Origin of the sequence: Streptomyces sp. NBC_00234, from assembly GCF_036195325.1 — a bacterium.
Lineage (GTDB): Bacteria > Actinomycetota > Actinomycetes > Streptomycetales > Streptomycetaceae > Streptomyces.
Window position 1 is genome coordinate 1,588,098 of record NZ_CP108101.1, and the last position, 20,867, is coordinate 1,608,964.

A 20,867-nucleotide genomic window follows, 5' to 3' on the forward strand; every position below is an offset into this window, starting at 1 on the left:
CCCGCTCAGTCCTGCTTCTCGCCGCTCGCGAAGCGGGAGATGACCAGGGCGACGATGATGATCGCCCCGTTGAGGAACTGGTTCCAGAGCGCCGGGACACCGCCGAGGGTCATCACGTTGACCACCAGCTGGAGCGTCAGTACGCCGGTCAGCGCTCCGAACAGGGTGCCGCGACCGCCCTTGAGGCTGATGCCGCCGATGACCGCGGCGGCGAACACCTGGAAGATCCAGCCGTTGCCCTGGGTGGCCGCGACCGACCCGTAGTGGCCGGTGTAGAGGATGCCGGCGAAGGCGGCCAGCAGACCGCCGACGGCCAGCACGATCCAGGTGATCCGGTCGACCCGGATACCCGCCGCCCGTGCTGCTTCCGGGTTGCCGCCGATGGCGTACAACGAGCGTCCGTGCCGCAGCCACGCCAGCGCGGCGCCGCCGATCGCGAACAGGGCCAGACAGATCCAGACCGCGGCCGGGGCTCCGAGCCACTCGCTCTTGCCCAGGTAGCGGAAGGACTCCGGGACGTCGGTGATCGACTTCCCCTCGGTGATGCCGATGTGGAGGCCGCGCAGCATGGTGAGCATGCCGAGTGTCGCGATGAAGCCGTTGACCCGCAGCTTCAGGATCAGGAATCCGTTGATCACGCCGACGAGCAGCCCGACGAGCAGACAGAGCGGGATCGCCGACCAGGCCGGGAAGAGCTCAAGTCCCGCGAACCGGCCGCCGTCGGTGGGCAGCACCAGCCACATGGCGACGACCGGCGCGATGCCGATCGTCGACTCCAGGGAGAGGTCCATCCGGCCGCAGATGAGGATCAGCGCCTGGCCGAGCACGAGCAGGCTGAGCTCGGAGGACTGCTGGACGACGCTGATCAGGTTGTTGGAGGTGAGGAAGACCGGCGAGACGATGAAGCCGATCACCATCAGGACCAGGATCACCGGCACCAGGGAGAAGTCGCTCCACCGGATCAGCTGGAGCCTGCTGCGCGGGCTCCCTTCCTTGGCCCCGCTCATGACGCCCTCGGCCGTGGCCGGCCGTACGGTCCCGGTCATTCCCTCTCCCCCACACCTTCCATGGCGGCGACGAGTTCCCCGTCGGTCCACCCGCTTGCGAATGTTGCGACGACCCGTCCGTGGAACAGGGCGAGAACCCGGTCGCAGACCCGCAGATCGTCCAGCTCGTCGGAGATGATCACTGCGGCGTTTCCTTCGTCGGCGACCCGCCGGACCACTCCCAGCAGCGAGTCCTTGGACTTGACGTCCACTCCCGCGGTGGGCCGCACCGCGACCAGCACGCTGGGCTTGCGGGCCAGTGCACGGGCGACCACCACCTTCTGCTGGTTGCCGCCCGACAGTCCGGAGACGGACTGCTCGGGCCCCTGCGTCTTGATGTCCAGCGAGGCGATCATCGACCGCGCGAACTGCCGTGTACGGGAGGGCAGTACGGTGCCCCACGGGCCGAGCTGGTCGGTCACCGTGAGCGTGGCGTTCTCGGCCACGGACCGGTCCGGTACCAGTCCCTGGTCGTGCCGGTCCTCGGGGATGTAGCCGATCCCGGCGTCCAGGGCGTGCGGGACGCTTCCGGGCCGGACGGCCTTCCCGTGGACGGAGACCGTGCCGCCGCTCGCCTTGCGCATCCCGGCCAGCGTCTCGCCGAGTGCCGTGTTGCCGCTGGCCGCGGAGCCCGCGATGCCGAGGACCTCGCCCGGCCGCACCTGGAGGTCCAGCGGCTCGAACGCGCCCGCCAGCGTGAGCTGTTCGGTACGCAGGACCGGTGCGGCCGACTCGTCCCGTACCCGCTCGCCCGCTCCGGCGGCATGCCAGGCGGACGCGCTGCCGCCCTGCTCACCGGTCATGGCCGCGACCAGGTCCGCCTTGCCCATCTCCGCGACCGGGGCGGTCAGGACGTGGCGGGCGTCCCGGTAGACGGTGACGGCGGTGCAGAGTTCGTACACCTCCTGCAGATGGTGGGAGATGAAGAGGAACGCGACTCCCTGGCTCTGGAGTTCGCGCAGTTTCCCGAAGAGCCGGCCGATGCCTCGGGCGTCCAGCTGCGCGGTCGGTTCGTCGAGGACGATCAGCCGGGCGCCGAACGACAGCGCCCGGGCGATCTCGACGAACTGCCGCTGCTCGACGGCGAGATCCCGTGCCCGGGTGCTGGGGTCGACCTCCACCCCGTACTCGGCGAGCAGTTGCCCGGCGCGCTCGCGGAGCCTGCCCCAGCTGATCCAGCGGGCCTTCTCGTCGAAGCGGTTGAGGAAGAGGTTCTCGGCGACGGTCAGATCGGGGACGACCATGGACTTCTGGTAGACGCAGGCGATCCTGGACTGCCAGGCCATGGTGTCCCCGAAGGCGGGCGCCGCCTCTCCGCCGAACCGGACGGTGCCCGCGTCCGCCTTGTGGAGCCCGGTGAGCACACTGACGAGCGTGGACTTGCCGGCGCCGTTGCGGCCGACGAGCGCGTGCGACTCACCGGGCCGCACGGTGAGCTCCACGCCGTCGAGCGCCACGGTGGGTCCGAAGCGTTTGACGATGCCTGCCGCCTCTACGGCCGGTGGAGGTGCGTGTTCCATGGCTAGCTCTTCTTCTCCAGCTGGTTGGCCCACAGCGCCGGGTCGTCCACGTTCTCCTTGGTCACCAGGGGGGCGGGCAGCTGGTCCTCGAGACCGCCCGGGATCTTGATGATGGTGGAGTCGTGGTCGGTCGGACCTTCCTCGAAGGTCTTTCCGGCGAGGGCCGCCTCCGCGTAGAACAGCGCGTACTTCGCGTAGAGGTCGGCGGGCTGGGAGATCGTCGCGTCGATCTTCCCGGACCTGATCGCGTCGAACTCCTCGGGGATGCCGTCGTTGGAGATGATCGTGATGTGCCCGGGCGTGCCGACCGGCTTCAGGAGCTTCTTCTGCTCCAGGAGGGCGAGGGTGGGCTGGAGGAACACACCGCCGGCCTGCATGTAGATGCCGTTGATGTCGGGGTGCGCGGCCAGCGTCGACTGGAGTTTGGCGGAGGCCACGTCGCCCTTCCAGTCGGTGGCGAGCTCGAAGACCTCGATGCCGGGGAAGTCCTTGTCCATGCAGGACTTGAACGCCTCGGAGCGGTCCCGGCCGTTGATCGAGGCCAGGTCGCCCTGGAACTCGACGACCTTGCCCTTGCCCTTCAGCTGCTCGCCGAGGTACTTGCAGGCGTTGGCCCCGTACGCCTTGTTGTCGGCCCGCACGACCATGTAGATGTTGCCCTTGTCGGGGCGGGTGTCGACGCTGACGGCCGGGATCTTCTTCTCGTTCAGCGTGTTGAGCGACTCGGCTATCGCCCCGGTGTCCTGCGGGGCCATCACGACGGCCTTGGCACCCTGGTCGGTGAAGGTCTGCACGTTGGCGACGAGCTTGCCGATGTCGTTCTGCGAGTTGGTCAGCGGCAGCGCCTCGACCTCGCCGTCCTTGACGCCCTTCTCGATGTACTGCTGGTAGGAGTTCCAGAAGTCGCTGTCGCTGCGCGGCAGATCGATGCCGACCTTGCCACCGCCGTTGCCGTTGTCGGTGGACTCGCGGTTGCAGCCCGCGAGGGCAGTCACGGCCAGCAGTACGGCGCAGGCCGCCGCACTCGTCGTACGCACTCTCATCAGGGGTCCCGTCCTTCGTGGAGTACCGGCTCGATGGTTCTTCTGCCAAATGTGGTGTGGTGCGGCTCGGTGGGGGCCGGGCGTCAGCCGGCCGCGGGGCGCAGTCTCAGGCCCTGCATCCCGCCGTCGACGGCGAGCGCGGTGCCGGTGACGGAGGCGGCGGACGGGCCGGCGAGGTAGACGATCGCCGCCGCGACCTCGTCCGCCGACACCAGCCGTCCCAGGGGCTGGCGGGCGTTGAGGGCGGCGCGTTCGGCGGCCGGGTCCTCGGCCCGGTCGAGCAGCCTTCCGACCCAGGGGGTGTCGGCGGTGCCGGGGTTGACGCAGTTGACCCGGATGCCTTCGCGGACGTGGTCGGCCGCCATGGCGAGGGTGAGGGAGAGCACCGCCCCCTTGCTCGCGCTGTAGAGCGCGCGCTGCGGCAGGCCCGCCGTGGCGGCGATGGAGCAGGTCTGGGTGATCGAGACGGCTCCGGGGCGTTCCGCGGCGGCGCGGCGCAGATGCGGCAGGGCGTGGCGGGCGGTGCGGACCATGCCGAGGACGTTGATGTCCAGGACCCTCGTCCACTCCTCGTCGGTGTTGTCCTCGACGCTGCCGATGGAGCCGATGCCCGCGTTGGAGACGAGGGTGTGCAGTCCGCCCATCTCGGCCGCGGCCCGGTCGACCGCTTCCCTCACGGCCGCGTCGTCGGTCACGTCGGCCTTGAACGCGAGTACGCCGGCGGGCGCGCCCGCGGTCTCGCGGTCGAGTACGGAGACGGTGGCGCCGCGTTCCAGGAGCAGGGCCGCCACGGCGGCCCCGATCCCGGACGCCCCGCCCGTCACCAGGGCGGACATGCCGTCGAATTCCAGTGCACCGGTCATCGGGCGTTCTCCTCGGAAGTGCGGCGGGCCTGCCAGACGGGGCCCTCGGGGTAGCGGTGCCCGGCGATGGACGCGGGGAGCATCCGGGCGGAAAAGCCGGGCGAGAGCGGCGCCATGTACCGGCCGCCCTCGATCACGGTGGGGTCGGCGAAGTGCTCGTGGAGGTGGTCGACGTACTCGATCACGCGGTCCTCCCAGGTCCCGGAGACCGCCACATAGTCGAACATCGAGAGGTGCTGCACCAGTTCGCAGAGCCCCACGCCTCCGGCGTGCGGGCAGACCGGGACGCCGTACTTCGCGGCGAGCAGCAGGATGGCCAGGTTCTCGTTGACGCCCGCGACCCGTGCGGCGTCGATCTGTACGAAGTCGACGGCTCCGGCCTGGAGCAGCTGCTTGAACACGACCCGGTTGGCGACGTGTTCGCCGGTGGCGACCTTGACGGGCTGTCCGGCACGCACGGCGGCGTGGCCGAGCACGTCGTCGGGGCTGGTGGGCTCCTCGATCCAGTGCGGGTCGTACGGCGCGAGGGCGTTCATCCACTCCACCGCGTCGGCCACGTCCCAGCGCTGATTGGCGTCGACGGCGATCCGGATGCCGGGGCCGACGGCGTCGCGGGCGAGCGACATCCTGCGTACGTCGTCGCCGAGATCGGCGCCGACCTTCAGCTTGATCTGGGTGAAGCCGTCGGCCACGGCCTCCTTCGAGAGCCGGACCAGCTTGTCGTCCTCGTACCCCAGCCAGCCGGGCGAGGTGGTGTACGCGGGATAGCCCTGGGCGAGCAGGCGTTCCGTGCGTTCGGCGCGGCCCGGTTCGGCGGCCCGCAGGATGGCGAGGGCCTCCTCGGGCGTGAGCGCGTCGCTGAGGTAGCGGAAGTCGACGAGGGAGACGAGCTCCTCCGGCGTCATCCCGGCCAGGAACTGCCAGACGGGCTTGCCCGCGGTGCTCGCCGCCAGGTCCCAGGCGGCGTTGACGACCGCGCCGACCGCCATGTGCATCACGCCCTTCTCGGGCCCGAGCCAGCGCAGTTGGGAGTCGTGCGTGAGCTCCCGGTACAGCGCCCCGAGGTCGGCCGCCGTACGCGGCGCCGGGCGCCCCACGACGTACGGGCGCAGCGCCTCGATGGCCGCGGCCATGATCTCGTTGCCGCGCCCGATGGTGAAGCAGAAGCCGTGCCCCTCGGCGCCGGTGCCGGGGCGGTCGGTGCGCAGGACGACATAGGCGGCGGAGTAGTCGGGATCGGGGTTCATGGCGTCCGAGCCGTCCAGCTGTTCCGAGGTGGGAAACCGGATGTCGTGAACCTCGAAATCCGTGACGGTCTGACTCATGTGCGCCCCCAGGGGAATAACATCGGACCTCTTGCGTGTCATCCGATGTATAGCGTCGCGCTCGGCCGAAAGTCCAGCGTTCGAACGGAATTCGGTCAGCACAGCTCGGATGAATCGGGGCGCTGATGCCCTGATTCGACCGTGGATGCACCCCCACGGCCACGGTTCACCCGCGCGTGCCCGGGGACTGCGGCGGGACGGTCCGGAAGCCGTAAGGTTGGTCCGTACGCAAGGGAACTTCGGAAGGGGGTCTGGGTGATCGAGCTCGAGGGGGTACCCGAGCTGGTCGACCCGGTCATGGTGGCCGCGTTCGAGGGCTGGAACGACGCCGGTGACGCCGCCTCCACAGCTGTCGGACATCTGGACCGGGAGTGGAAGGGCGAGGTGTTCGCGGCGCTCGACGCCGAGGACTACTACGACTTCCAGGTCAACCGGCCCACGGTGTGGCTGGACGGCGGGGTGCGCAAGATCACCTGGCCCACCACCCGTCTCTCCGTGGTCCGTGTCGGCGGCGACAAGCCCCGCGATCTGGTCCTGGTCCGCGGCATCGAGCCGTCGATGCGCTGGCGTTCGTTCTGCAACGAGATCCTGGGATTCGCCCACGAGTTGGGTGTCGAGATGGTGGTCATCCTCGGGGCGCTGCTCGGCGACACCCCGCACACCCGGCCGGTGCCGGTCAGCGGCGTGACCTCCGACCCGGATCTGGCCAGAACGATGGACCTGGAAGAGACCAGGTACGAGGGTCCGACCGGCATCGTCGGCATCCTCCAGGAAGCCTGCACGCACGCGGGCGTGCCCGCGGTGAGTCTGTGGGCGGCGGTTCCGCACTACGTGTCGCAGCCGCCCAACCCGAAGGCGACGCTGGCTCTGCTGAACCGCCTGGAGGATCTGCTCGGACTGCGCATTCCGCTGGGCGAGCTGCCCGAGGACGCGCGCGCCTGGCAGCTCGGCGTCGACCAACTGGCCGCCGAGGACAGCGAGGTGGCCGAGTACGTGCAGACGCTGGAGGAGGCCCGCGACACCGCGGAGCTGCCCGAGGCGTCCGGCGAGGCCATCGCCCGGGAGTTCGAGCGGTATCTGCGACGCCGGGACGGCGGTCCGGGGCAGGGTCCCGGCGGGCACGCGACGGAGAGCGGGGACGTCTCCTATCTGCGGGACACGTCGAGCGGTCGCACCAGACCGCCCAGGCCCGCGCGTCCGGAGACCGGGCCCGAGAGCGGTCCCGGGGCCGTGCGTCCGCCGTCGGCGGGCGAGGGGGACGCCGGGGCCTCCGGCACCGGGAAGGCGTCCGGGGAATCCACGGACGGTGCGGAACCGTCGGAGGACGACGGGGAGACCGGAGACACCTCGCAGGACTGACCGGCCTAGGGTCTTTCGTTTGGATCAGGCCGGATCAGGGAGCGGGGTCCGGTGCGTGCAGCTGCAAGGCGGAGGATTGAGGCAACGCGGAGCGTTGGTGATTGACGACAACGCCGCAGATGCGCGCACCGGACCCCGCGAGCCCGGCATGATCCAAACGAGAGGCCCTGGCGCCGGCAGCAGGGCACGGCAGGCGCCGGGCGGGATCGCATCCCGCCCGGCGCCGCTGTGTCCGGCCGGTACCGGCGTCCGGTCCCGGCCCGCGGTCAGGCGCAGGTGAACCTCGCCGCCGCCCAGTCCCCGTGGTCACCGGTCTTGGAACCATTGGTGTCCGTGACCTTCAGACGCACGTGGCGCGCGCCGTCGAGGCTCACCTCGACGGGCACGGTCGCCGAGGCACCGGTCACCTTCGGAGAGGTCCACAGCATCTTGCCGTCGGCCTCCACGGAGAACGCCACCTCGCCGTAGCCGTTGATCTCGTCGTCGATGCCCACGTCCGCGGTGAACGCCGTGCACCGGCCCCCGAGATAGACCTCGATGTCGGAGTCGGCGTGGGTGCCGATCCCCTTCTCGTACGTCTTCCCCGCCAGGGTCAGCGTGTGCCCGTCGCTCGCCCCGGACTCCCCGTTGGAACGGTCGCGCTCCGCCGGCCCGTAGCCGTTGGCCGACTTCAGCCAGACCAGGTCGCTCGCCCAGGCGTCACCGGCCGGGGGTGGTGGCATCACCGCGACGGCGAGACGCTGCGCGGTCGTGCGCGCCTCGCCCGCGGACCGGTAGCGGGCGAGCGCGGTGATCCGGGCCTCCCCCGCCGTGGTGTCCCGCGCCGGGGTGACCGCCACCTCGACCCGCCGGGTGGTGCCCGCGGGTATCCGTGCCACGGGCGCCGCCGGGGTGACCTGCCAGCCCTCGGGGACGTCGAGGGTGACGGTGGTGTCCGTCAGGTCGGCGGAGCCCGCGGTGACGTCGACGGACACGGCGCCCGCCACGCCCGCACCCACCTCCTGTGCGTCCGGAGCGGAGACGGCGGCCGTCGCGCCGGGCTTCTTCCCGCCGACGGCACTGGCGTTCTCCAGCGTGAGCGTGAACGCCTGACCGGTGCTCAGGGGCGCCGTCTTGACCTTCACCACGCCGCCCCGGTCGTCCTGGTCGTACCACCAGCCCTGCTTCGCCGCCTTGAGTTCCGCCGCCGAACGCACCTGCGGCAGCTTGCCCGCGAGCTTCACCGCGGAGGGTACGGACCCGGTGTGCACGGTGAACTCGTAGGGCCGGACGCTCTGTTTGCCGGCGAAGCTCCCCCTGCTCTCCCCGATGCGTACGGTGACGTCGCCCGCACCGCTCTTCGGTGCGTCCACGACGGCCCGCTGCGTGGCGTACCTGCCCTCGCGGTGCTGGCGGGTCACCCCGTCGTCCTCGTACAGGGTGAACGACGAAGTCCCCTGCGGATACACGTCCCAGGCCAGCGGGGAGTCCGCCGTGCGGTCCTCGTACGAGCGGATGCCGGGCCACATCGGCACGGCGGCGCCCGCCTTCACGAAGAGCGGGAGGGTGTCGAGCGGGGCGCTGTAGTGGTCGACGGTGGTCGGCCCCTGGTACGTCCGGCCGCTCCAGTAGTCGGTCCAGGTGCCCTTCGGCAGATAGATGGAGCTGCGCTCGGTGGCGTCCTGGTAGACGGGCGCGACCAGGAAGTGCTCACCGGACATGAACTCGTACTTCGCCGCGTCCGAGGCGGCCTTCGGGTCGTCCGGGTACTCCAGGACGAGCGGGCGGACCATGCCGACACCGGTCTTCGTCGCCTCGTGGGCGTACGAGTACTGGTAGGGCAGCAATGACTCCTTGAGCTTCAGGTAGTCGCGGTTGACGGAGGTGTACGGCTCGCCGTACCGGAAGGGCTGCTTGTCGTTCGCGGCCCAGCCGTCCATGGTCATCGTCGTGCCCAGGAACATCTTCCACTGGAGGTCCCGGGTGTACGTCTTGGCGCTGCCGCCGAAGATGCCGTCGACGTCACCCGTGGTGTACGCGAGTCCCGACATCGTGGCGCCCGCGTAGGTCGGGATCTGCCAGCGGATGTACTCCCAGCTGCCCGACTGGTCCCCGGACCACTGGACTCCGCAGCGCTGGGCGCCCGCCCAGCTCTCCGGCGCCCAGGTGAAGCCGCGGGCGTCGCTGTTGTCCTCGATGCCCTTGTACGCGTCCTTGCAGCCGTCCAGGGCGAACTTGTATCCCGCGCCGATCCAGGCGACATCGAGCTTGGCGACGCGCTGGCCCGCCTTCACCTGGTCGGCGAGCTTGTCGATGCCGTCCTCGGTCCACAGGCCGAGCTGCATTCCGCGTTTCTGGAGGCCGTCAGCGGTCTCGGCGAGGTCCTCGTAACCGCAGCCGTACCCGTCGTTGACGAGCATCCAGCCGTTCGGCATGTCGTTCTCGACGTAGCCGTCGGCGACCTTCAGCGCGTCCAGGGTGTGCCGCTCGCCCCGGTTGGCGTTGTGCAGATAGCAGTCGGCGTCACCGATCTCCATGCCGTACACGGGCGGCAGGAAGGGCTTGCCGGTGAGCTTCGTGTACTGGCCGATGACGTCCTTGGCGTCGCCCGCGAAGTAGTAGGCGTCGAAGCGCTGTTCCCGCGCACTCGTCGTCACCGGGTCGGTGAAGGCATAGGTGTTGGGCGCGTAGGTGTTGCGGTAGACGCCGTACCCGGCCGAGGAGAGATAGAACGGGACGGAGTTGGGGTGGCCGCCGTCGTCCCAGTTGTAGTCGACGCCGACCTCGACGGTCTTGTCGCGGTGCGAGGTGTTGCCGCGGCCGTTCTGCATCCCCGCGCCGTAGAACTGCTCGTCGGCGCCGCGCGCGAGGGTCTGGGTGGTCTTCTCCCCGTCCCAGCTCAGCCCCTTGGCCTCGGACCAGACCTGACTGCCGTCGGCCCGGTACAGCGCGAACCGCAGGGGCGACTTGTAGGCCCGCAGGGTGACACCCCCGCTCGCGGAGAGCTCGTAGCGGTCGCCCCGGTCCGCCCAGGCGGTCCGGGGCGGGCTGCCCTGGGGCAGGACGATGTCGTCGCCGGTCGGGTCGGCGAACTTCCCGTCGGGGGCGAGTTCGATACGGAAGGTCTCGGCGGAGACGAAGCTGACCCGGGCCTCGGCCTTGCCGGCCGTCAGGTGGTAGACGGGCCCGTCGGCGGAGAACCCGGTGATGTCACCGACGGTCGTGCCCACCGGTTCGGACGGCTCGGCCAGGGCGCTGCCCGGCCCCGTGAATACCGCGAGCAGTCCGAGCAGGCCGGCAACTGCCGCCGCTCTGATGCGCGTTGATGATTGCATAGAGCGCTTTTAGCGCAACTTCGAGCACTTGACCACGGACAAAAGGAACCGGCCCCGAACTTCGTGAAGAAGTCCGGGGCCGGTTCTCGGAATCGGGCCACGCGGTGATCACACCGCCCGGCTGCTACAGGGCGACGCCGAGCAGGGCGTCGACGGTACGGGAGACGAGGCCGGGCGCACCCTCGTCCGTGCCGCCGTCGGCGTTCTGCAGAGCGGCCCAGCGGTCCACGGCGGCGAGTGCGGCCGGGGTGTCCAGGTCGTCGGCGAGGGCCTCGCGGACCTCTTCGACGAGGGCGTCGGCGGAGAGTCCGTCGGGGCGGGAGACGGCGGCGCGCCAGCGTCCGACACGCTCGACGGCGTCGGCCAGCACCTGGTCGGTCCACTCCCAGTCGGCCCGGTAGTGGTGCGAGAGCAGCGCCAGCCGGATCGCGGCCGGGTCCACGCCGTCGCGGCGCAGCGCCGACACGAAGACCAGGTTGCCCTTGGACTTCGACATCTTCTCGCCGTTCAGGCCGACCATGCCGGCGTGCACGTACGCCTGGGCGAACGGGTGCTCGCCGGTCAGCACCTGGGCGTGCGAGGCACCCATCTCGTGGTGCGGGAAGGCGAGGTCGGAGCCGCCCCCCTGGACGTCGAAGCCCATGCCGAGGTGGTCCAGGGCGATGGCGACGCACTCGATGTGCCAGCCGGGGCGGCCGAGGCCGAGCGTGCCACCGTCCCAGCTGGGCTCGCCCTCGCGGGCGGCCATCCACAGCATCGGGTCGAGGGGGTTCTTCTTGCCGGGGCGCTCGGGGTCGCCGCCGCGCTCGGCGGAGAGCAGCCGCATGGCTTCGGCGTCGAGGTTGGAGACCTCCCCGAAGTGCGGGTCGGCCTCGACGGAGAAGTACACGTCTCCGTCGAGCTCGTAGGCGGCTCCCGCGTCCCGGAGCCGTTCGACGAGCGGGACGATGCCGGGTATCGCCTCCACCGCGCCGATGTAGTGCTGCGGCGGGAGCATCCGCAGGGCGGTCATGTCCTCCCGGAAGAGGGCCGTCTCGCGCTCGGCGAGCTCGGTCCAGTCCTGACCGTCGCGTACGGCCCGCTCAAGCAGCGGATCATCCACGTCGGTCACGTTCTGGACGTAGTGAACCTGCCGCTTGGTGTCGAGCCACACGCGCTGAACGAGGTCGAACGCGTTGTAGGTCGCCGCATGACCCATGTGGGTCGCGTCGTACGGCGTGATGCCGCAGACATAGATGCGGGCGACGGGACCGGGGTCAAGGGTGATCCGTCCGCCGGTCGCGGTGTCGTGGATCCGAAGGTCGCGGCCCTTGCCAGGCAGGGCGGGGACCTCAGAAGCGGGCCAGGCATGCATGTCATGAGCGTAACCGGACGATGCTTCCGGATACGAACCGGACCGGGGATCGTGGCCGAGGAGACAGTCTTGACGGCGGCGGTCCGCTCCCGTATCGGCAAGGGACCGGCCCGGCGGGATCAAGCCGGTCCAGTGGTCGAGAACAGGCCATCGAAGGCCGTGATCACCGGCCGGGGCTCCGCGATCACCCCGGTCCGCAACCGCCCGTCACACCGGCGGCCAGGGAATCGCCGGCCACTCCCCGCTCGGCTCCGGATGCCGCCCCGTGGCCACCAGAGCCGCCACACGCGCCCGCAGCGCGTCCAGCTCCGCCGGGGTGATCAGCTCGCCCAACCGGGTGGCGAGCGGCGCTCCCGGAGCGAGGTCCGCGGCCAGCCGGCCCAGAACCGCGACGGCCTCGTCCGTCAGCGGCTCGCCCGCCCAGCCCCACAGCAGGGTGCGCAGCTTGTCGTCGGCGTTGAAGGTGACGCCGTGGTCGATTCCGTAGAGCCGGCCGCCCGGAGCGGGCAGCAGGTGCCCGCCCTTGCGGTCGCCGTTGTTGATCACCGCGTCGAGTACCGCGAGGCGCCGCAGCCGCGGATCGTCCGCGTGCACCAGCAGGGCGGTCTTCCCCTCCCCGACCTCCGCGAAGCCCACGGCCTTCCAGCCGTCCCCGGGCTCCTCGCCCTCGACGAGCGCGAGGAGCGAATCCGCGTCCCCGTCGGCGGAGCCGTCCGGCGCCGCCTCGATCCACAGCTGGCACATGCCCTCGCCGTACGGGCCCTCACGCAGCACCGTCGGCGGCACGAGGCCCCACCCGGTCGCCTCGGAGATCTCGTACGCGGCGACCTCGCGCTGCGCGAGGGTCCCGTCGGGGAAGTCCCACAGCGGCTGCTCCCCGGCGACGGGCTTGTAGACGCAGGTCCGCTCCTCGCCCTCGTGCCCGACCGTGCAGTAGAGCACCGCGTTGGACGCGCCCCGGACCTGTCCGCGGACCGTGAGCTCCCCCTCCGCGAGGAGGGTCAGCAGCTCGGTCCCGCTCAGGCTCCGCGACGGTATCCGTTCTGGCGCGGGCATACGTGTCCTTCCGGGTCGAGCGGGAGGCTGCACAGCGGGCACGGCGGGCGGCCGGCGTTCACGACGTCCAGGGCGCGCTTGGCGAACGCACGGGCCTGCGCCCCGCTCAGCCGGACACGCAGCATGGGCGGGCCGTTCTCCTCGTCCTGCAGGAGCCGCTCCTCGGCCTCCGCGAGGTCGTCCTCGGAGTCGGCGTCCAGCTCGACGAGCGCCTGCGCCTCGACGATCATCCGCTGCTCCTCGCCGTCCCAGGCGAGAGCCATCGTGCCGACCCTGAACTCCTCCTCGACGGGTGCGTCGAGCGGCGCGGTGTCGGTGACGTCCATGGGCGCCACGGCGGGCACCGGCGAGTTGCCGCCGGTGCGTCTCACGACCTCGTCGAGCAGTTCGTCGATCCGTTCGGCCAACGCCGCGACCTGGGTCTTCTCCAGGGCCACGCTGGTGACCCGCCCCCTGGAGGAAGCCTGCAGGAAAAACGTACGGCGGCCAGGCAGCCCGACCGTACCGGCCACGAAACGGTCCGGGGGGTCATAGAGGAACACCTGACGGGACACGTCCTGTCTCCCTTGAGAATTGACGGCGAATGGGGGGGCGGCCGGAGTCCGGAGTGATGCTCCGGAGCGGCCCCTACGGCGCGTCCACCCTACTGCGCGGAGCGATCACGGCGCCCCAGCGCCGCCCCCGACCGCCGCATCCGTCGGGTTGTCACGCGCCGCATCGACGCCGGCGGCCGGTTCGCGGGGGGCCAGGGAGGCGAAGTCCCCGGTGTCGCCCAGCCGGAGAAGGAAGGGCCGGAGCCGGGTGTAGCGGATCGCGGTGACCGAGCAGGGATCGGCGTGGACCCGCTGGAAGAGGTCGAGATGCATCCCGAGCGCGTCGGCGACAAGCGACTTGATGATGTCGCCGTGCGAGCACATCACGTACGTCGCGTCGTCGCCGTGCTCGGCCTCGATACGGGCGTTCCAGTCGCGGACGGCGTCGACCGCCCTGGCCTGCATCGCCCGCATGGACTCGCCGCCGGGGAAGGCGGCGGCGGAGGGGTGCTGCTGGACGACGGCCATCAGCGGCTCGTCGGCCAGTTCCGCGAGCTTGCGTCCCGACCAGTCGCCGTAGTCGCACTCGCTGATCCGGTCCTCGGTGCTGAACGGCAGGCCGGGACGGGCGTCGAGCAGGGGCTGAAGCGTTTCGCGGCAGCGCTCCAGCGGACTGCTGACGGCGGCGGCGAGAGAGAGCGCGGCCAGCCGCCCGGGCAGCGCGGCAGCCTGTTCGGCGCCGCGTTCGTCCAGGGAGACACCGGGGGTGCGGCCGGCGAGCACTCCCGCGGTGTTGGCGGTGGAGCGACCGTGGCGTACGAGGATCAGCGTGGGCATGGAAGCCAGCGTAGAGGGCAGCCGGGCAAAGGTGCGGAGCCGACGGAGGCAAGGAAGAATGCGCGCGTGATTGTCGACAGTGCCATCTACCGGGACGGGCGTCGTACCGACGGCCCCGCCGACCTCTCCCACGCCCTGGACGAGGCACGGGCCACCGGGGACGCGTTCCTCTGGATCGGGCTCCACGAGCCGACGGAGAAGGAGTTCGCGCTCGTCAGCAGCGAGTTCGGGCTCCACCCGCTGGCGGTCGAGGACGCGCTGCGGGCCCACCAGCGGCCCAAGCTGGAGGTCTACGACGACTCGCTGTTCGTCGTCATCAAGCCGGTCGTGTACGAGCCGGAGAGCGACACGGTGAGCGCCGACGAGCTGATGGTCTTCATCGGTGATTCGTTCGTCGTGACGGTCAGACACGGCGAGAGCGCGCCCCTGGCGGCCGTACGCCGACGCCTGGAGTCCGAGCCCGAGGTGCTCAAGCACGGCCCCACCGCGGTGCTGTACGCGGTCAGCGACGCGATCGTGGACCACTACATCGACGTGGCCGCGGAGCTCCAGGTGGACCTGGAGGAGCTGGAGACGCAGGTGTTCGCGCCGAGCGGCACCGTCGACGCGTCGAATCCCGCGGCCCGCATCTACACGTTCAAGCGCCAGGTGCTCGAGTTCCGCCGGGCCACCGGTCCGCTGACCTCGCCGATGAACCGCCTCGCGAGCGCGGGGGTGCCCTTCGTCCACGAGCACGCGCAGCCGTTCTTCCGGGACGTGAGCGACCACCTGACGCGCGTCAACGAACAGGTGGAGGGACTGGACCGGCTGCTGTCGGACATTCTCTCGGCCCATCTGGCGCAGATGGGGGTGCGCCAGAACGACGACATGCGGAAGATCTCGGCGTGGGCGGCCATGGCCGCTGTCCCGACCATGGTCGCCGGCGTCTACGGCATGAACTTCGACCACATGCCGGAGCTGCACTGGGTGTGGACGTATCCGGCGGTGGTCGTGCTGATGGCCGGTGCGGTCTTCGGCCTGCACCGCCTGTTCAAGCGCCGCGGCTGGCTCTGAGCCCGCCGCCGCGCGGACTCAGGCGAACTCGGGCTCGACCGTGGCGGGGCCGCCCAGGGCGTCGCGCCGCGAGGGGGCTTCCAGCGTCACCATGCGGCGCCAGCCGATCAGCCGCTCGTACGCGTACACGGCGTGGATGCCCGCAGCCAGCAGCGCCGACTTGGCCCTGGGCCAGCGCAGGAGCGCGCCCATGTTCGCCATCACGGCGAGGCTGACGTCCCGGTAGACCCGGATCTCGGCGTGGGCGCACTCCCGCAGGGTCCGCTGGATCGCGCGGCCGTGCCCGGCGCGGGCGAAGCGCAGCAGCTCCTCGTGGCAGTACGCGAGGTGGTTGTCCTCGTCGTTCGAGATCATCTTCACCGCGCGGCCGAGATCGGGGTGGTCGGCGAAGTGCTTGCGCAGCAGCTGCATCTGCTCGGAGGCGCGCTGCTCGGTGACCCTGCTGTGCGCCAGGTAGGTGATGACGTCCTGCTCCGAGAGCGGTTCGTCGCGCTTGAGCCGGTCGTGGGAGAGCCCGATGCCCTGTTGCTCCAGAAGCATCGTGTAGTCGGTCTCGGAGGGGACGTCCGACGGCCTCAGCCCGCGCTTCCTCAGCAGGGCGTTGAAGATCCGGCCGTGCTTGTCCTCGTCGGCGCCGTGCCGGACGATCTTGGGAGCCAGGTCCAGCTGGCTCGGGGGGACGAGCGCCGCGATTCGGCCGTTCTCCCAGCCGCCCTGGGCCTCGCCGCCGGCAGCGATGGAACAGAAGAGCCGGTACGCGTCGTCGTCGTCGAGAATCTCCTGGAACAGACTTTTTGCCGAGAGCATCACTGCCACCTCCGTACCTGTGTCCGCAGAGACAAAGTCAAATGCGGTACGGGGAAGTAGGCAACACGAGAACCGCCCGGCGGAGGCCGAACGGTCACCGTGCGAAACGAAGTGTCTCCGTTGCGTAACCGAGCGGCACGTGGCGCGTTGTTCCACGTAACGGCCGTGGCGGGGAAGACCCCCGAGCCCCCACCACGGCCGTAGTGCTGCCCCTGGACCGCCCGGACGGGGCGGACGGGGTTACGCGAGGCCGGCGCGCTCCAGGGCGTCCGTGCCGGCGCGCAGGGCCGTGATCCGCTCGTCGAGCGTGAAGCCCGCGGGAGCGAGGGTCAGCGTGGTGACACCGGCCGCCTCGTACGCCTGCATCCGTTCGGCGATCCGCTCCACCGAACCCAGCAGCGTGGTCTGGTCGATGAGCTGGTGCGGTACGGCGGCGGCTGCGCCGCTCTTGTCGCCCGCCAGGTACTTGTCCTGGATCTCGGCGGCTTCCTTCTCGTACCCCATGCGCTGGGCGAGCTGGTTGTAGAAGTTCTGCTTGCGGCTGCCCATGCCGCCGACGTACAGCGCGGTGTACGGGCGGAACATGTCGGCGAGGCCCTTGACGTCGTCGCCGACGGCGAGCGGCAGCGTCGGGCAGACGTCGAAGCCCTCCATGGTCTTCCCGGCCTTCTCGCGGCCCGCCCGCAGGTACTTCAGGGCGGTGTCCTCGAGGTGCTCGGCGGACGGGAAGATCAGCAGCGCCCCGTCGGCGATCTCGCCGGTCTGCTCCAGGTTCTTCGGCCCGATGGCGGCGATGTACAGCGGAATGTGCTCGCGCTCCGGGTGCACGGTGAGCTTGATGGGCTTGCCGGGGCCGTCGGGCAGCGGGAGCGTCCAGTGCTCCCCCTCGTACGAGAGGCGCTCGCGCGACATGGCCTTGCGGACGATCTCGACGTACTCGCGGGTGCGGGCCAGCGGCTTGTCGAACTTGACGCCGTACCAGCCCTCGGAGACCTGCGGGCCCGAGACGCCGAGGCCGAGCCGGAAGCGGCCTCCGGAGAGCGAGTCGAGGGTGGCCGCGGTCATCGCGGTCATCGCGGGCTGCCTGGCCGGGATCTGCATGATCGCGGAGCCGACGTCGATGGACTCCGTCTGGGCGGCGACCCAGGACAGCACGGTGGGGGCGTCGGAGCCATAGGCCTCGGCCGCCCAGCAGACGTCGTAGCCGAGCCGGTCGGCCTCCTGGGCGACGGCGAGGTTGTCGCCGTCCATTCCCGCTCCCCAGTAACCGAGATTGATGCCGAGCCGCATAACCGCTCCCATACTGATCAGTAACGTCCCTGTGGTTCCGGACTCTAGCGCGCGGGACCTCGCTCCGGCAGGGCCCGGCCCCTCGTCACGTTGTCCACAGGCTTCCACTCCATGGGGTGATGGCCAGTAATCTCAGCGCCCATGGAGCAGAGGCATCTCGGCCGTACCGGCCTTCGCGTGTCCCGGATCGGGCTCGGCACTCTCACCTGGGGCCGGGACACCGACGAACACGACGCCGCCGACCAGCTCAAAGCCTTCTGGGACGCGGGCGGCACGCTGGTCGACACGGCCGATGTGTACGGCGGCGGGGAGGCCGAATATCTGCTCGGGCGATTCGTCGACAGCCTGGTGCCGCGGCAGGATCTGGTCATCGCCACCAAGGCAGGCAGCGTGCCCGATCCCTACCGCCGCTTCGACGGATCGCGCGGCCATCTGCTCGCCGCGCTCGACGCCTCGCTCGACCGTCTCGGCACGGACTACGTGGACCTGTGGCAGATCCACGCCTTCGATCCGGTGACCCCTCTCGAAGAGACGCTCCACGCCGTCGACCTCGCGGTGTCGTCCGGACGCGTCAGATACGCGGGGGTGTCGAACTTCTGCGGCTGGCAGCTCGCGAAGGCGGCCACCTGGCAGCTCGCGGCTCCCGGCATACGCAGTCGGCTGGCGAGTACGCAGATGGAGTACTCGCTGCTCCAGCGGGGCGTGGAGCGGGAGGTGCTGCCGGCCGCGCTCGACCTGGGAGTGGGGCTGCTGCCCTCGTCCCCGCTGGGGCGTGGCGTGCTGACGGGCAAGTACCGGCTGGGCACCCCCTCGGACTCGCGCGGCGCCTCGGAACACCTGGCTCCGTTCGTCGAGCCGTATCTCGACGACCCGGCGAGCCGCATCGTGGACGCGGTGGCCACGGCGGCCGAAGGACTCTCCACCACCGCGCTCCACGTGGCACTCGCCTGGGTGCGGGACCGCCCCGGAGTGGTGGCCCCGATCATCGGCGCGCGCAACGCGCAGCAGCTCACGGAGGCTTTGTCAGTGGAGGCGCTTAGTCTTCCTGACGAGATCTGCCAGGCGCTCGACGACGTGTCGGCGCCCGTGCACCGCTATCCCGACCAGGACTGGAGCACGCTGTGACTGCGCTTCCCCGGGGGGAAACCCCAGGCCCCTCGGCCGAAGACACCGAGGAGGGTGGCCTCACCGCCGCCGGTACCCCGGCCGCCGACGACTCGGCCGACGTCTCCGGCGACGTTTCCCGTGAGGACTCCGGAGCGGACGGCGCCCCGGACAACGACGCGGAAGCCGACTCGGACGACGCGGAAGCCGAGAGCCCCGGTCCGGAGGCCGCCGGTGCCGCCGAAGGCACCGAAGAGACCGCTGCCGGTACCGAAGGAGCCGGAGAGGCGAAGCCCGAGCTCTCCGAGGCCCAGGCCGAGCTCGCCGCCCAGCGCGAACTGCGCGAGCGCATCGAGAAGCGCAAGGCCGAGAAGGAAGGCCCCATCCCCGCCGGTACGAAACTGAGCGGCACCGCCGCGGATCTACTGGCCGCCGTGCGTGCCGTCGAGAGCGGCGAGAAGGCCGGCGCGGCGTTCTACGACGCCCCCGCATCGCCTCCCGCGCCCAGCCGCGCCGCCCAGCCCACCACCCCCGCACCCGCGCGGCCCCGGGCACCCGAACCGTCCCGCTCCGCGCAGGGAGCGTCGCCCGAGGCCACGGCCGCGGCGCAGGCCGTGCTCGCCGAGGGCGGGGCGCCCGAGGCGCTGGCACGCCCGGCGGCCGAGACCCTCGGGGAACAGGCCGCGGACGTCCTGCGCGAGGACCCCTGGCAGTTGCTGGCCGTGCCCGGAGTCCGTCCCGAGCAGGCCGACGGATTCGCCCGCGCCCTGCTGGGCGCCGGATGCGGACCGGACGACGAGCGGCGCACCGCGGCGCTCGTCGGCTGGCTGCTGGAGCGTGCGGCGCTCCAGGGCCACACCGCGCTGGACGCGTCGGCGGTACGCACGGCCCTGGCCGAACGGGCGGTGACCGACCCGGACGCGGCCGTGGAGCATGCCGTGGCCGAGGGTGTGGTGCTCCTCTTCGAGGAGGGCATGGACCCCACCGGGTCCGCCGCCCCGGCCGAGCCCGACGAGGACGACCAGGCCGAACAGCCCGGCGAGAGCGCCGGGGAGGACGCCGACGACGCACAGCAGCCGGGTCCGGTGCTGCTGGGACTCGACCGGTACGCCCTGGCGGAGGAAAGCCTCGCGGACGGTCTGGCACGCCTGTTGAACGCCTGCGAGAAGGGTGCCGACTGGTCGCAGGCCGCGTCCGCCGCCCCGTCCCCCTCCGCTGCCGAACTCATCCGTACGGCCGCCACCGGCGGCCTGGTCGTCCACTCGGGCGGCGAGACGGCACGGGCCGAACCCGCGGCCCTGATCGCGGCGGCGAACGGACTGGGACTCCGGGCCGTGGGAGCGGCCCACAGCGTGGACGGCCGCCGACGGCTCGCCGAGGCGGTGGGTGATCCCCTGTCGGCGGTCACGCTCTCCGGACTGCTCTCCGGGACGGAGGGCCCGGGCCGGGACGAGGAGGGTGCGCTGGCGCTCGATCTGCTGGTGGTGCTCGACGCCCCGCAGCTGGACGTGGAGACCGCCGCGATCCTGGTGGAATCCCTCGCCGACGGCACCCGGCTGGTCCTGAGCGGCGACCCCGGAGTGCTGGGTTCCGCCGGCGCGGGGCGGGTGTTCGCCGATGTACTGGCCTCCCGCGCCTGCCCGCAGGTGGTGTCCCGCACCCCCGACCCCGGTCCGATCGGCGAGCTCGTCTCCGGCATCGGCATCGGTGAGCTGAGCCAGGTCGAGGCTCCCGGCAGGGAAGTCGTGATCGTTCCCGTGCGCGACGCGGGCGAGGCGGTGCACCGCACCGTGCAGCTGGTCGCCGACTCGGTCCCCCGGGCCATCGGAGTGCCCTCGGCCGACACCCAGGTGATCACCGTGGGGCACGGCGGCGCCGCCGGCACCAGAGCACTGAACACGGCGCTCAAGCAGCGCCTCAATCCGGGCCCCGGACGGTTCGCAGGCTTCGACCCGGGCGACCGCGTCGTCCACGTCCCCGCGCCCGGCCGTACCGTCCCCGGTTCGGTCGTCTCGGCCGACGCCGAGGGCCTTCATCTGGACTGCGCGGGCACGCCCGTGGTCGTGCCCCAGGACCGGGTCGAGTCGTCCGTCCGGCACGGCTGGGCGCTCAGTGCCCACCAGGCGGCCGGCATGCGCTGGCCCGCCGTGGTCGTCGTGCTGCCCGGGGACGCCGCGCAGGGGCTGAGCAGGCCGTGGGTCTACACCGCCTTCAGCCGCGGTGAGCGCCATCTCTCCGTCGTCCACGGCGTGGACCAGGCCCTCCCTCGCGCCGTGGCGGAGATCCCCGCCCAGGAGCGGACCACGCGGCTGCGCCCCCTCCTGGAGGCGCTGCCGACCCCGGACGCCTCGTCCTAGGACCGG

At 71.2% G+C, this 20,867-nt stretch carries 16 protein-coding genes; 4 read left to right on the top strand and 12 right to left on the bottom strand.

Annotation, left to right across the window (positions count from 1 at the left end; genetic code table 11):
• Positions 1-5: 5 nt before the first annotated feature.
• The 5 genes from OG230_RS06825 to OG230_RS06845 form a co-directional block, all read right to left on the bottom strand.
• Complete coding sequence (locus OG230_RS06825; protein ID WP_443051506.1) at positions 6-1,046, bottom strand: ABC transporter permease; 1,041 nt, start codon at positions 1,044-1,046, stop codon at positions 6-8.
• Positions 1,043-2,566: a sugar ABC transporter ATP-binding protein gene (locus OG230_RS06830; RefSeq protein WP_328909218.1), complete on the bottom strand. Its 1,524-nt coding sequence runs from the start codon at positions 2,564-2,566 to the stop codon at positions 1,043-1,045. Before OG230_RS06830 ends, OG230_RS06825 begins: the two co-directional genes overlap by 4 nt.
• A 2-nt stretch (positions 2,567-2,568) precedes the next feature.
• Complete coding sequence (locus tag OG230_RS06835; protein WP_328909219.1) at positions 2,569-3,609, bottom strand: sugar ABC transporter substrate-binding protein; 1,041 nt, start codon at positions 3,607-3,609, stop codon at positions 2,569-2,571.
• A gap of 83 nt (positions 3,610-3,692) precedes the next feature.
• Positions 3,693-4,472: an SDR family NAD(P)-dependent oxidoreductase gene (locus tag OG230_RS06840; RefSeq protein ID WP_328909220.1), complete on the bottom strand. Its 780-nt coding sequence runs from the start codon at positions 4,470-4,472 to the stop codon at positions 3,693-3,695.
• On the bottom strand, positions 4,469-5,797 hold the full coding sequence (locus tag OG230_RS06845) for an L-fuconate dehydratase (protein WP_328909221.1): 1,329 nt from the start codon (positions 5,795-5,797) through the stop codon (positions 4,469-4,471). The genes OG230_RS06840 and OG230_RS06845 overlap by 4 nt, the downstream gene beginning before the upstream one ends.
• Before the next feature lie 255 nt (positions 5,798-6,052).
• Between OG230_RS06845 and OG230_RS06850 the strand changes: the two genes are divergently transcribed.
• Positions 6,053-7,156 (top strand): PAC2 family protein, encoded by a 1,104-nt coding sequence (locus OG230_RS06850; protein WP_328909222.1) that lies wholly within the window; start codon positions 6,053-6,055, stop codon positions 7,154-7,156.
• A 266-nt stretch (positions 7,157-7,422) separates the two neighbouring features.
• On the opposite strand, the gene OG230_RS06855 is transcribed toward OG230_RS06850, so the two are convergent.
• The 5 genes from OG230_RS06855 to OG230_RS06875 form a co-directional block, all read right to left on the bottom strand.
• Positions 7,423-10,470 (bottom strand): NPCBM/NEW2 domain-containing protein, encoded by a 3,048-nt coding sequence (locus OG230_RS06855; RefSeq protein ID WP_328909223.1) that lies wholly within the window; start codon positions 10,468-10,470, stop codon positions 7,423-7,425.
• Between the two features lie 124 nt (positions 10,471-10,594).
• A complete protein-coding gene (gene mshC / locus OG230_RS06860) occupies positions 10,595-11,824 on the bottom strand; it encodes a cysteine--1-D-myo-inosityl 2-amino-2-deoxy-alpha-D-glucopyranoside ligase (protein ID WP_328909224.1) in 1,230 nt (409 codons plus the stop codon).
• Between the two features lie 207 nt (positions 11,825-12,031).
• Positions 12,032-12,880 (bottom strand): SCO1664 family protein, encoded by an 849-nt coding sequence (locus OG230_RS06865; RefSeq protein ID WP_328909225.1) that lies wholly within the window; start codon positions 12,878-12,880, stop codon positions 12,032-12,034.
• Entirely contained in the window at positions 12,844-13,434 is a 591-nt protein-coding gene (locus OG230_RS06870; protein WP_033304581.1) for a DUF3090 domain-containing protein, read from the bottom strand. The genes OG230_RS06865 and OG230_RS06870 overlap by 37 nt, the downstream gene beginning before the upstream one ends.
• 105 nt (positions 13,435-13,539) lie before the next feature.
• A complete protein-coding gene (locus OG230_RS06875; RefSeq protein ID WP_328909226.1) occupies positions 13,540-14,250 on the bottom strand; it encodes a histidine phosphatase family protein in 711 nt (236 codons plus the stop codon).
• A 66-nt stretch (positions 14,251-14,316) separates the two neighbouring features.
• Here OG230_RS06875 and corA point away from each other — a divergent pair, with 66 nt between their 5' ends.
• The gene (gene corA / locus OG230_RS06880) at positions 14,317-15,303 is read left to right on the top strand and encodes a magnesium/cobalt transporter CorA (protein WP_328909227.1); all 987 of its coding nucleotides are present in this window, start codon (positions 14,317-14,319) and stop codon (positions 15,301-15,303) included.
• 18 nt (positions 15,304-15,321) lie between these two features.
• On the opposite strand, the gene OG230_RS06885 is transcribed toward corA, so the two are convergent.
• Positions 15,322-16,110 carry a ferritin-like domain-containing protein gene (locus OG230_RS06885; protein ID WP_328909228.1) on the bottom strand — a complete coding sequence of 263 codons (789 nt, stop codon included), beginning with the start codon at positions 16,108-16,110 and terminating at the stop codon, positions 15,322-15,324.
• A gap of 240 nt (positions 16,111-16,350) precedes the next feature.
• Positions 16,351-17,400, bottom strand: coding sequence for an LLM class F420-dependent oxidoreductase (locus OG230_RS06890; protein ID WP_328909229.1), 1,050 nt, complete (start codon positions 17,398-17,400; stop codon positions 16,351-16,353).
• 141 nt (positions 17,401-17,541) lie between these two features.
• Between OG230_RS06890 and OG230_RS06895 the strand changes: the two genes are divergently transcribed.
• Together OG230_RS06895 and OG230_RS06900 are read left to right on the top strand one after the other, a co-directional pair.
• Positions 17,542-18,525, top strand: a complete 984-nt coding sequence (locus tag OG230_RS06895) for an aldo/keto reductase (RefSeq protein ID WP_328909230.1) — start codon at positions 17,542-17,544, stop codon at positions 18,523-18,525.
• Complete coding sequence (locus OG230_RS06900; RefSeq protein ID WP_328909231.1) at positions 18,522-20,861, top strand: helix-hairpin-helix domain-containing protein; 2,340 nt, start codon at positions 18,522-18,524, stop codon at positions 20,859-20,861. Before OG230_RS06895 ends, OG230_RS06900 begins: the two co-directional genes overlap by 4 nt.
• Positions 20,862-20,867: the final 6 nt, after the last annotated feature.

Coding starts and splice junctions, on each gene's coding strand:
- OG230_RS06825 (WP_443051506.1), bottom strand. CDS start 1,046: ATGACCGGGACCGTACGGCCGGCCACGGCCGAGGGCGTCATGAGCGGG.
- OG230_RS06830 (WP_328909218.1), bottom strand. CDS start 2,566: ATGGAACACGCACCTCCACCGGCCGTAGAGGCGGCAGGCATCGTCAAA.
- OG230_RS06835 (WP_328909219.1), bottom strand. CDS start 3,609: ATGAGAGTGCGTACGACGAGTGCGGCGGCCTGCGCCGTACTGCTGGCC.
- OG230_RS06840 (WP_328909220.1), bottom strand. CDS start 4,472: ATGACCGGTGCACTGGAATTCGACGGCATGTCCGCCCTGGTGACGGGC.
- OG230_RS06845 (WP_328909221.1), bottom strand. CDS start 5,797: ATGAGTCAGACCGTCACGGATTTCGAGGTTCACGACATCCGGTTTCCC.
- OG230_RS06855 (WP_328909223.1), bottom strand. CDS start 10,470: ATGCAATCATCAACGCGCATCAGAGCGGCGGCAGTTGCCGGCCTGCTC.
- mshC (WP_328909224.1), bottom strand. CDS start 11,824: ATGCATGCCTGGCCCGCTTCTGAGGTCCCCGCCCTGCCTGGCAAGGGC.
- OG230_RS06865 (WP_328909225.1), bottom strand. CDS start 12,880: ATGCCCGCGCCAGAACGGATACCGTCGCGGAGCCTGAGCGGGACCGAG.
- OG230_RS06875 (WP_328909226.1), bottom strand. CDS start 14,250: ATGCCCACGCTGATCCTCGTACGCCACGGTCGCTCCACCGCCAACACC.
- OG230_RS06885 (WP_328909228.1), bottom strand. CDS start 16,110: ATGCTCTCGGCAAAAAGTCTGTTCCAGGAGATTCTCGACGACGACGAC.
- OG230_RS06890 (WP_328909229.1), bottom strand. CDS start 17,400: ATGCGGCTCGGCATCAATCTCGGTTACTGGGGAGCGGGAATGGACGGC.
- OG230_RS06895 (WP_328909230.1), top strand. CDS start 17,542: ATGGAGCAGAGGCATCTCGGCCGTACCGGCCTTCGCGTGTCCCGGATC.